The 11,549-nt window shown below is 43.5% G+C and carries 9 protein-coding genes and 1 tRNA gene; 6 read left to right on the forward strand and 4 right to left on the reverse strand.

What is annotated here, in order from left to right:
- Window positions 1–22 precede the first annotated feature (22 nt).
- The 3 genes from A1QO_RS15240 to pepA all read right to left on the reverse strand — a co-directional run bounded on the left by A1QO_RS15240 (window position 23) and on the right by pepA (window position 5,073).
- A complete protein-coding gene (locus A1QO_RS15240; protein ID WP_017038754.1) occupies window positions 23–2,926 on the reverse strand; it encodes a valine--tRNA ligase in 2,904 nt (967 codons plus the stop codon).
- Window positions 2,927–3,032: 106 nt separating this feature from the next.
- Window positions 3,033–3,482 (reverse strand): DNA polymerase III subunit chi, encoded by a 450-nt coding sequence (locus A1QO_RS15245; RefSeq protein ID WP_017034478.1) that lies wholly within the window; start codon window positions 3,480–3,482, stop codon window positions 3,033–3,035.
- Between the two features lie 82 nt (window positions 3,483–3,564).
- A complete protein-coding gene (gene pepA, locus A1QO_RS15250) occupies window positions 3,565–5,073 on the reverse strand; it encodes a leucyl aminopeptidase (RefSeq protein WP_017039313.1) in 1,509 nt (502 codons plus the stop codon).
- 191 nt (window positions 5,074–5,264) lie between these two features.
- On the opposite strand from pepA, the gene lptF reads away from it, so the two are divergent.
- Both lptF and lptG read left to right on the forward strand, forming a co-directional pair.
- Window positions 5,265–6,377, forward strand: coding sequence for an LPS export ABC transporter permease LptF (gene lptF, locus A1QO_RS15255; RefSeq protein WP_017034476.1), 1,113 nt, complete (start codon window positions 5,265–5,267; stop codon window positions 6,375–6,377).
- Window positions 6,370–7,440 (forward strand): LPS export ABC transporter permease LptG, encoded by a 1,071-nt coding sequence (gene lptG, locus A1QO_RS15260; RefSeq protein WP_017034475.1) that lies wholly within the window; start codon window positions 6,370–6,372, stop codon window positions 7,438–7,440. Before lptF ends, lptG begins: the two co-directional genes overlap by 8 nt.
- A 91-nt stretch (window positions 7,441–7,531) precedes the next feature.
- On the opposite strand, the gene A1QO_RS15265 is transcribed toward lptG, so the two are convergent.
- Window positions 7,532–8,008: an RDD family protein gene (locus A1QO_RS15265; RefSeq protein WP_017034474.1), complete on the reverse strand. Its 477-nt coding sequence runs from the start codon at window positions 8,006–8,008 to the stop codon at window positions 7,532–7,534.
- Window positions 8,009–8,198: 190 nt separating this feature from the next.
- On the opposite strand from A1QO_RS15265, the gene A1QO_RS15270 reads away from it, so the two are divergent.
- The 4 genes from A1QO_RS15270 to A1QO_RS15285 all read left to right on the forward strand — a co-directional run bounded on the left by A1QO_RS15270 (window position 8,199) and on the right by A1QO_RS15285 (window position 11,365).
- A tRNA-Leu gene (locus tag A1QO_RS15270) sits at window positions 8,199–8,283 on the forward strand.
- Window positions 8,284–8,641: 358 nt separating this feature from the next.
- Window positions 8,642–9,337 (forward strand): VC0807 family protein, encoded by a 696-nt coding sequence (locus A1QO_RS15275; RefSeq protein ID WP_017034473.1) that lies wholly within the window; start codon window positions 8,642–8,644, stop codon window positions 9,335–9,337.
- A 264-nt stretch (window positions 9,338–9,601) separates the two neighbouring features.
- Window positions 9,602–10,009 (forward strand): VOC family protein, encoded by a 408-nt coding sequence (locus A1QO_RS15280; protein WP_017034472.1) that lies wholly within the window; start codon window positions 9,602–9,604, stop codon window positions 10,007–10,009.
- A gap of 102 nt (window positions 10,010–10,111) precedes the next feature.
- Window positions 10,112–11,365 (forward strand): HD-GYP domain-containing protein, encoded by a 1,254-nt coding sequence (locus A1QO_RS15285; RefSeq protein ID WP_017034471.1) that lies wholly within the window; start codon window positions 10,112–10,114, stop codon window positions 11,363–11,365.
- The last annotated feature ends 184 nt before the right edge of the window (window positions 11,366–11,549 follow it).

The following is an 11,549-nucleotide window of genomic DNA, read 5'->3' on the forward strand; positions in this document are numbered from 1 at the left end:
TCTTGATGAGATTGCTTGGAACTTAAAGTGCAGCGATGGTCGCTTTTTGCTCTTCAAGCTTAACCAGAGTCTCTTTATAGCTTGCTAGCTTTTCACGCTCTTTTGCGATAACAACTTCAGGTGCTTTAGCAACGAAACCTTCGTTACCGAGTTTACCTTCGATACGTTTGATTTCGCCTTGAGTCTTAGCCACTTCTTTGTCTAGACGAGCAAGTTCTGCATCTTTGTCGATAAGACCCGCCATTGGGATCATCAGCTCAGATTTGCCAACTAACTTCGTTGCACAAGCCGGTAGTTCTTGTTGATCAGAAGGTTCGCCGTCTGCTAGAACCTTTATATCGTCTAGCTTAGCTAGAGAAGTAAGAACGATCTTGTTTGCTTCGATACGAGCTGCATCTTTCTCGTTCGCCACTTTGATCATCACTTCTAGGCCTTTGCTAGGAGCAATGTCGTATTCCGCACGCAGGTTACGGATAGCGGTGATGAACGTTTTAACCCATTCGATGTCTTCTACGATCTCTGCATTGAAGTTCGCTTCATTAAACTGAGGCAGTGCTTGAGTCATAATGGTTCTGTCTTCAGAGTCAGGGCCTTCAACGCCGTCAATCAGTGGAATAACGCTCTGCCAGATAGATTCAGTGATGTAAGGAAGAACAGGGTGAGCAAGACGCAGAGTCTTCTCAAGAACCGTGATAAGCGTGTAACGAGTCGCTTGTTGTTGAGCTTCAGTACCTTTCCAAAGAACAGGTTTAGTTAGCTCTAAGTACCAGTCACAGAATTGGTTCCAGATGAATTCGTAAAGCGTGTTTGCTGCCATGTCTAGACGGTAGTTGTCTAGGTGAGCATTAAACTCTTTCGCGGCAACTTCAAACTGAGATTCAATCCACTTATCAGCCAGAGAGAATTCCATGTTTGCACGGTCTTCAACAGACAAAGACATGCCACAGTCGTGTTCTTCTGTATTCATCAGTACGTAACGGCTTGCGTTCCATAGCTTGTTACAGAAGTTACGGTAACCCTCAAGACGCTTCATGTCCCAGTTGATGTCACGGCCCGTTGAAGCCATAGCAGCAAGAGTGAAACGCAGTGCGTCCGTACCGTATGGTTCGATACCGTTTTCGAACGTTTTACGTGTCGCCTTCTCGATTTTAGCCGCCAGTTTAGGTTGCATCATGTTGCCACAACGCTTTTCTACTAGCTCTTCAAGGCCGATGCCGTCAATCATGTCGATAGGGTCAAGTACGTTACCTTTCGACTTAGACATTTTGTCGCCGTTTTCATCACGGATAAGGCCCGTCATGTAAACGGTTTTGAAAGGTACTTGAGCCTTGCCATCTTCGTCTTTTACGAAGTGCATGGTCATCATGATCATACGAGCAACCCAGAAGAAGATAATATCAAAACCAGATACCAGTACTTCTGATGGGTGGAATGTTTTCATTGCTTCAGTGTCTTCAGGCCAGCCTTGTGTGCCGAACGTCCAAAGTGCAGAAGAGAACCAGGTATCCAGTACGTCGTCGTCTTGCTTAAGCACAACAACAGGCGCTAGGTTGTTCTTTTCACGAACTTCTTCTTCTGTGCGACCTACGTAAACTTTACCATCGTTGTCATACCACGCTGGGATACGGTGGCCCCACCAAAGTTGACGAGAGATACACCAGTCTTGCACGTCACGCATCCACGCGAAGTACATGTTTTCGTACTGCTTAGGTACGAATTGGATTTCACCATCTTCAACCGCTTTAACCGCAGGTGCAGCAAGAGGCGCTGTGCGCACGTACCATTGGTCAGTCAGCATTGGTTCGATAACCACGCCACCACGGTCGCCGTAAGGGACAGTTAGGTCGTGATCTTTGATCTCGTCAAGAAGGCCTAGCTCTTCAAATTCAGCAACGGTTGCTCGGCGAGCAGCAAAGCGCTCCATGCCTTGGTATTTAGCAGGAAGTTCTGTTGAGTAGACATCGCTTTCTTCACCATTAGTCGTGAAGACTTCAGCCGCATCACGAATATCACCATTGAACGTTAGGATGTTGATCATTGGTAGGCTATGGCGCTTGCCCACTTCGTAATCGTTGAAATCATGGGCTGGAGTGATTTTTACACAACCTGTGCCTTTATCCATATCGGCGTGCTCATCGCCTACGATAGGGATAAGACGGTTGACGATAGGAAGCAGGATTTTTTTACCGATAAGATCTTTGTAACGTGGATCTTCTGGGTTAACCGCAACACCTGTATCGCCAAGCATAGTTTCAGGACGAGTCGTCGCAACAACGATGTAGTCTTTGCCATCAGCCGTTTTAACACCGTTCGCTAATGGGTAGCGGAAGTGCCACATGAAACCTTTTTTGTCTTTGTTTTCAACTTCAAGATCAGAAATTGCCGTGTGCAGTTTAGGATCCCAGTTTACTAGACGCTTACCACGGTAGATTAGGTCTTCTTCGTATAGACGAACAAACACTTCTTGAGTCGCAGCCGATAGGCCGTCATCCATAGTGAATCGTTCACGATCCCAATCGACAGACGCACCAAGACGACGAAGTTGTTGAGTGATCGTGCCACCTGATTCCGCTTTCCAATCCCAGATCTTATCGATGAACGCTTCACGGCCGTAATCGTGTTTTGTTTTGCCTTCTTCTGCAGCAATTTTACGTTCAACCACCATTTGTGTTGCGATACCAGCGTGGTCAGTACCCACTTGCCAAAGGGTATTCTTCCCTTTCATACGCTGCGCACGGATCAAGGTATCCATAATGGTATCTTGGAATGCGTGGCCCATATGAAGGCTACCAGTAACGTTCGGTGGCGGGATCATGATGCTGTACGCTTCTTTTGATGTGTCACCGTGTGGCTTGAAGTAGCCTTTTTCTTCCCAAGCTTGATATAGCGCTTGTTCGATAGATGTTGGGTTGTATGTCTTTTCCATAGTGCTCTTAAATCGGTACTGTGAATTAGTAAATGGTCAAACTTTATAAGTGAAGGATCTACGTCTGAAATAATTAGGCTAAGATCGCTTTAACTATAAGGTTTGACTATGGGTGCTGTATCTCGATGGTTTGCAGGTTGAAACCTGCTTGCCGGTAAATTTTATACCTTTCTCGAGCTTGCTGCTTGGCATTTTCCTCGCAAGGAACGAAGTCTACCACCTCTGAGAACTGCTTCGCAAAGGTTGTATTATTATCCGCCAAATTAATTACGATTTGGCGATTCCATGTGTGCTTTACGTTTGGGTAGCCAATTTCAATATTTGTAGCGTACTTAGGCCCTTCACCAACCAGGTTATGCGCCATAAAGTCTTCGGGTTCGGACTGCCAAAAGAGCTCGGCGATGTGTTCGGCATGCTCTTTGTTGTGGCAGTGCAAATAGACTTTAGCACCTTGCTTGGCAAAATGTTTACTCATAAACAACGCATAATCATCAAACCCTTTTTTCGTCGCTTGAGGGCTATCGAGATTGACGATGTAGAAAGTGGCCTTGTTCATGGTTCTCACTATGGCTCAATGACTGAGGGATGTTGCTTTTGTCGTGGTGCATAAAAAAGGGCCTCTCGGCCCTTTTTGACGATTACTCTTCGCCTTCTTGGCCACTTCGATTTAGCAAGAACTGGACAAGCATTGATACTGGGCGGCCAGTTGAGCCTTTTACTGCTCCTGACTTCCAAGCTGTACCTGCAATATCAAGGTGTGCCCAGTGGTATTTCTTGGCGAACTTTGACAAGAAACAGCCGGCCGTAATCGTTCCCGCAGGACGACCACCAATGTTTGCCATATCAGCAAATGGGCTCTTTAGCTGTTCGTGATATTCATCAGCCATCGGCATGCGCCAAGCTCGGTCACTGGCTTGCTCTGATGCATTCACCAATTCATGAGATAGCGGGTTGTGGTTAGAAAGAACCGCACTGATGTGGTGACCAAGCGCCATCACACAAGCCCCTGTTAATGTTGCAACATCAATCACACACTCAGGCTCGAAACGCTCAACGTAGGTAAGAGCATCACATAACACTAAGCGACCCTCTGCATCCGTATTAAGCACTTCAACCGTTTGGCCTGACATGGTGGTTAAAATATCACCCGGGCGGTACGCGTTACTGCCTGGCATATTTTCACAACCAGCAAGAACAGCGGTCACATTAATCGGTAGATTGAGCTTAGCCAGTGCTTTCATTGTACCGAATACAGACGCTGCACCACACATGTCGTACTTCATCTCATCCATTGCTTCGCCAGGCTTAAGTGAAATACCGCCTGAATCAAAGGTCAGCCCTTTACCCACTAATACAATTGGCTTTGCGTCAGGATCAGCATTACCTTTGTATTCCATAATTGACATCATAGATTCGTTTCTTGAACCACGACCTACGGCTAAGTATGAGTTCATGCCCAGTTTGGCCATTTCTTCTTCGCCAATGATTTTTGTCGTCACAGTTTCATAATCATCGGCAAGACGACGCGCTTGAGAGGCTAGGTAAGCTGGGTTAGCAATGTTTGGTGGCATGTTACCAAGATCTTTTGATGCCTTGACACCTGAAGATATCGCGAGACCATGAGCAATCGCTTTTTCACCTTGGCTGAGCTCACGGCGTGTTGGTACGTTAAAGACTAACTTGCGAAGTGGGCGGCGCGTTTCAGGCTTATTGCTCTTGAACTGGTCAAAGGTATAAAGGCCATCTTTGGTTGCTTCAACCGCCTGACGAACTTTCCAGTAGGTGTCTCGACCTTTGACGTGCAATTCTGTCAGGAAACATACCGCTTCCATAGAACCTGTTTCGTTAAGTGTACTGATGGTTTTTTGGATAATTTCTTTATACTGACGTTCGCCAAGTTCGCGTTCTTTACCACATCCAACGAGTAAAACACGCTCTGATAGTACACCGGGTACTTGATGCAATAGCAGCATCTGTCCTGGCTTACCTTCTAGATCACCACGGCGAAGAAGTGAACTGATGTAGCCGTCACTGATTTTATCCAGCTGTTCAGCTACTGGAGAAAGGCGTCTTGGTTCAAACACTCCGACAACAATACATGCACTGCGTTGTTTCTCTGGACTGCCACTTTTTACATTGAACTCCATGCGTACTCCTACATCCTGAAGACAAATCGAACTAAATGTTAGATAATGCAAGCTTACTTGTTGAATCCATACTTGGAACTACGTTTTAATTAAGCGAACTAACAGTTAGTGAAAATTTTAAAAATAAAAGGTTCATCGGGAAATTATAGTGATTCAACCAAAAAAACAAGTTTTCTATAGGTACTTTCAGCGTGATTATTGTTAGATATTTGATCCGCGAGACACTCAAGAGCCAATTAGCCATCTTTTTTGTGCTCTTTTTAGTGTTTCTAAGCCAAAAGTTTATCCGTGTACTGGCAGAGGCATCTGACGGTGAAATACCTGCACGTATGATTTTATCCATTGTTAGTCTCAATATGCCTACTATGGGTTTGCTTATGCTCCCTTTAAGTTTGTTTATCGGGATTTTGCTGACCTTTGGTCGTTTGTACGCGGAAAGTGAAATAACTGTGATGAACGCCACCGGAATTGGCAATAAATTTCTGATTCAAGCGGCACTGTATTTGGCATTGATTACGGGTTGTATTGCTGCTTTTAACTCTTTCTGGTTAGCACCATGGAGCCAAGAAAAAGAAACACAATTAATGGAGCAGCTGGAATCGGAAAATACCGTTGACCTTTTGAAAAAGGGGACTTTCCAACGGACACCCGATGGGTCTTCGGTTGTGTTTATTGATGATATCCAAGACAAACAGCTCAATAATGTCTTTGTTGCACAGTTACGCCCTAGTGGTACGATTCTACCAAGTGTGATGTTCTCGAATCACGGTGATATAAAAGAGACCAATGATGGCCGCCAAGTGATTACCATGTATGAAGGCATCCGTTATGAGGGTATTCCCACTCGCCTTGATTATCGTAATACAGTATTTGATGAATACGATGGACTAATTGGCCAGCGAGACGTCAAACCGAAAGGACGCGACTGGGAAGCCAAATCAACGCTGGAATTACTTAAAACGAGTGATATGCGAGCGCAGGCCGAGCTGCAATGGCGTATTTCTTTAGTGTTATGTATTCCGTTATTGACGATGTTGGTGGTGCCACTTTCTGCGGTCAACCCTCGTCAAGGTCGCTTTGCGAAAATGGGGCCTGCAATATTAATTTATCTGGCTTATTTCTTATCCATCAGTGCAACTAAGTCAGCGATTGAAGACGGCTCCATTCCTGTTATTGTCGGCATGTGGCCAATTAACGCGATGTTACTCCTGGCTGCTATTGGAGCGAATATGATGGACAGTATATTGGTCAGACAATTCAAAGACCGCATTAGACAAAAAAAGGTGGCGAAAGCAAGTGTTTAAGATCTTAGACTTATACATCGGTAAAACGATCATTGCGACGACCTCATTGGTGTTAACCACGTTTGTCGGACTGTCTGCCATCATAAAATATGTTGAGCAGTTAAGAAAAGTGGGTAATGGGACCTATGATCTTCTTCAGGCTCTCCTCTTTGTCGTTTTAAGCATTCCCCGCGACATTGAAATGTTTTTCCCTATGGCCGCGTTATTGGGTGCTCTCATTGGTTTAGGGATGCTAGCCTCAAGTTCTGAACTTGTGGTCATGCAAGCGTCGGGCTTTTCAAAGCTGAACATTGGTGTGTCCGTCTTGAAAACCGCGATTCCGCTTATGATCATCGTCACGTTGTTAGGGCAGTGGGGCGCCCCTCAAGCGCAGAAAATGGCGCGAGACCTGCGTGCTTTTGCAACGTCGGGCGGACAGTTATTGTCGGTAAGAACCGGGGTGTGGGCGCGAGATGCTAATGATTTTATTTTTATTGGTAAGGTCGATGATGATCGATTGTCTTCGCTCAATATGTGGCGATTTGATGATGACAAGCAGCTTGAAACCGTCGTGTACGCTAAGTCAGCGGATTACCTACAAGATAATCAGTGGGTAATGCGCGATGTCCAAGTGACCGATATGCGTGATGGAATTGAGTTGTCAAAACAGACGTTGACAGAATATCAGTGGACGACTTCTTTGGAACCTGACAAGTTGGCTGTTGTGACCGTTAAACCCGAGGAGCTTTCTTTGACCGGGTTGTTTGATTACGTTGGTTATTTGAATGACTCTGAGCTTGATTCATCTCGATATGAATTGGCACTATGGCGTAAAGTCACGCAACCTTTTTCTATTGCAGTGATGATGTTGATGGCGCTGTCATTCATTTTCGGCCCATTGAGAACGGTAACCATGGGAGCAAGGATTCTTTCAGGGGTAGTGGCTGGTTTTACTTTCTACATTTCCAGTGAGTTTTTTGGACCATTAAGTTTGGTTTATGGGATTCCCCCGGTCTTTGGCGCCGTCGCACCGAGCATAGTATTTCTTTCAATTGCATTGATGCTATTACGCCGAAAACTATAGCCTAGAAACGACAATGTAGACTGTTCTATAAATCGTCCAGAACCAAAAAAGGAAGCTTAGTCGCTTCCTTTTTTGGTTTTTAAACGTGTAATTAATTGGCTTTAGGTAGCACAACAACTTGTGTTTTAGCCCAAATATCTTGGAAAGCACGTTTTTGCGGATCAAATGGCACCGTTAGGTTACCTAACCCAAATGCGGAGGTAGACAGGCGTATTAGTGCTTGAGTAATACTGATCGCACCACCTTGTTTGTTTTGAACTTGAAGCTTCCAGGCGCGCATTCCTAGTGTTTGACCAGCGCGAGTCCAGAAAAAAACAAAGAAATAGACCGCAACGGCAACCAAATAAAAAGTATAAATAGGGCTCCAAACGGGGTGCTTACTGAGTAAATCACTAGCATCTGCATAGGGGGTATAATTCACAGCACCTAGAGCAACGAGAGCTTCTAAGATTGCAACAATCAATCCTCCAGCCATCATCAAAATAGCCATAACAATAAGTGAGTCATAAAAAAGAGCACCTAAGCGACGCATTAAACCCGCTGGTGGAAGGGCATTGGTTGTAGTCATAATTGATTCGTAAATGTGTAAATATTGCGGAAAGAATATAGTGTTGAGACTCTCTAGGGAAGAGAGCAAACGCACACCTTGCTGCTCCATGGTGAAATTATCGTCAAACGAAAAGGTTTTCAAGCTTTTAGGCTTGCGAAGCCGATGATGTTACGTATAATGCGAAACATCAAAGGGGAAACCCCAAGATGCCGGTATGGTGAAATTGGTATACACGACGGATTCAAAATCCGTTGCCTTCGGGCGTGGCGGTTCAAGTCCGCCTACCGGTACCATATTTAAATGACAAAGCCTCGATTCACGTCGGGGCTTTGTTGTATCTAATGCCATTCAAATCTTTATGATCCTAGAGGTTTACTGTACCTTTCGATTCACTTCTACGTGCAATGTTTCAATTATCGTCATGTCTCTACGCACAAAACCCCTGCGTTTTCCTTCACCTAAAGATGGAAGCTATTTTCTCTAGTGCTTAGCATTGTTAGAGCAGACTCCAGCTTGATTTAGGGGATGGGTACACATGCTTTTGCAAATTCAAACTCACGGCTCAAAGTCACAGGGCTTTACATCTTGGTCTAGACAATGAACAATTCTCCTAGTGCTAGAATTAATCTATCGTCTTTAAATTGGAAAATTATGAGTAATACAGCAAGTAAAAAATCGAACCCCCTATTCGAGATTGTTTTTAACGTTTTTCTTCCATCTTTTATTTTGATGAAATTCAGCGGTGATGAACATCTTGGAACTGTGATGGCGCTGGTGGTTGCTTTGGCCTTTCCAGTCGCTTATGGCGGAATGGATCTAATTCGCAACAAGAAATTTAATTTTATTGCTGCGCTAGGGTTTATTAGTGTGCTGTTGACGGGTGGGATTGGTTTGCTAGAGTTGGATACGCGTTGGCTCGCTCTTAAAGAGGCGTTGATTCCGGGGCTGATCGGTTTGACGGTTTTGGGTTCGACTTTTACGCGCTATCCCATCGTGAAGAAAGTGATTTTGAACGATACGGTATTGAATCTATCGTTAATAAAAGAGAGATTAAAACAAACGGGTAATGAAGCTGCATTTGAGCGCTGTTTGGTTATATCGAATTACTTGTTTGCAAGTACTTTTGCTTTCTCGTCGGCAATGAATTATTTTCTCGCCACTTGGATTGTAACCAGCCCTTCAGGTACCGCGGCATTCAATGAAGAGCTAGGAAAGCTGACTCTCTATAGTTACCCTGCTATTGCGGTTCCAAGCATGCTGATGATGTTTGGTATCTTCTATTATCTATGGCGACAAATCCGTTCAATGACTTCACTAGACACCGATCAAATCTTCCACAGTAGCTAGGTTAGTCAGATCCTTGATATATAAAGTAACAAAGCCACGGTTTAATTCGGGGCTTTGCTGTTTTTAGGTTTAAATATCTCCTCTAATTATCTTTGAATCTAACCAATGTGGATACGTATAGACGGTATGGTATTGATTGCTAGAAGTAGAAATCTAAGTGATTTATCTAACACAAGTAATAAAAAATAACTGAAATTAAGGTTTTGATTAGGAAAGGTACCCATCGTTCAGCTATATTTTGTTAATACTTATAAGGAGATAGCTATGATGCAACTAACCCCATACCTTTTTTTTGCAGGCAGATGCGCACAGGCTCTAGATTTTTACCATAAATGTTTTGGTGGTGTGGTTGTATCACAACAGAGATTTAAAGATGCTCCCCAACAAATTGATGGAGCAGACCCTGATTGGATCATGCATGCGGAATTTGAGGCATTTGGTATGCGAATCATGATGTCCGATGGTGTGTTAGCAACGGAACGCAGCGGCAATAATATGGCACTGGCTCTGGTCTTTGATGACCTCGGCAAACAAGAAAAGGTATTTGATAAATTATCAGAGGGCGGGAGGGTAATGATGCCGTTGTCGGATGCCTTTTGGGGAGCACGCTTTGGCAAGGTAGAGGACCAATTTGGTGTCCGTTGGATACTTAACTGTGAACTGGTATCTTAGCTGTTAATGACATAAAATCTCACCTATAGGCACTGGCTATGCAAGATTTCTTTGCATAGTGTTTGGTGATGTGTTTTGAGGTAATAACTTAGATGTATATTTGTGGCCAGTATTAAAATTTCGGTTGATCGTATTCAACCAGGGTTGCATGTCCGACTTCCTGTTAAGTGGAACGATCATCCCTTCTTATTTAATAGCTTTAAGATAAAAAGCGAAGAACAAATCCAAATGATTAAACATTTGGGTATTCAGCATGTTTTTATTAACCCATCTCAAAGTGATGCTCAGCCATTACCGGCTAATCAGGCCATTCCAGAGCCATCTGAGACTTCTGTTCAAGTTGACGCTGAAGCAAAAAAACTCTGGGAAGAAAAACAAAAAAGAATAGAAGAGCTCAACGCCTATCGTCGGAAAGTGCTTAAATGCGAAAAAGAATTCGAACGATCTCTTGCTCAGATGAGAGCGGTGATGAACAAAATTCGCAATCGCCCCGAAAAAGCGGTTGATGAAGCTCTTGCCTTAGTTGATGGCATAGTGGATAAATTATTAAACAATGAAGGTGTCACCTTGCATTTGATGAATAGCAAGAGTGAAGTCGAGGATATTTACTTTCATTCTTTAAATGTCTCAGTGATTGCGATGATGATCGCTAAGGCAAAAGGAATGTCTGCTCAACAAATTAAAGATATTGCGTTTGCATCACTATTTCATGATATGGGTAAAATTAAAGTTCCAGCGGCTATTATAAGAAAGCAAACCCCATTATCAGGACCAGAGTTCAATTACTTAAAGCAACATACCAAGTACGGGTTAGACCTAGCGGCAAATATGGAATCTTTTCCTGATTCAGCAAAGATAGTGATAGAGCAACACCACGAGCTTAATGATGGGTCTGGATATCCAAAGGGTTTAAAGGAAGGTGAAATTGATGAGCTAACCAAGGTTGTCTCTGTTGCAAATGCTTATGACAATTTGTGTCATCCAATGAATCCCACCGAGCAAAAGATTCCTTATGTTGCGTTGTCTTACTTATATAAGAAGTGTAAGCATCTTTATGACAACGAAAACTTAAACGTTCTTATTAAGTTTATGGGTGTCTACCCTCCAGGAACGGTCGTTCAATTGTCTAATGAAATGGTTGGGTTAGTTATTTCTGTGAATGCTAAGCATATACTTTTTCCTAATGTTCTTATTTACGACCCCTCTGTACCTAGGACTCAGGCACCGATCATTGACCTAGCAGAAAAAGAGATAAAGATAGTTAATGCAATTTTGCCAAGTAAGCTTCCTGACAAAGTAAAGGAGTATCTAAATCCTAGATCACGGGTTTCTTACTTCTTTGAGAGTGATGATTAGAGTTATCCACAGGATTTTGTTATTAGCCTGTGTGTTATATTTGGGTAAGTGGTGCGTAAATATGAGCCTGAGCAATAAGTAATCACTCAGGCTTTTTTATTGTGTTTTTTTGTATTTATCGCTTGCCAATAACATTGAACTATCTATAATGCGAAACCACTGAGACGGCAGACGCCACAAGGCT

The organism is Vibrio genomosp. F10 str. ZF-129, assembly GCF_000287055.2.
Classification (GTDB): Bacteria; Pseudomonadota; Gammaproteobacteria; order Enterobacterales; family Vibrionaceae; genus Vibrio.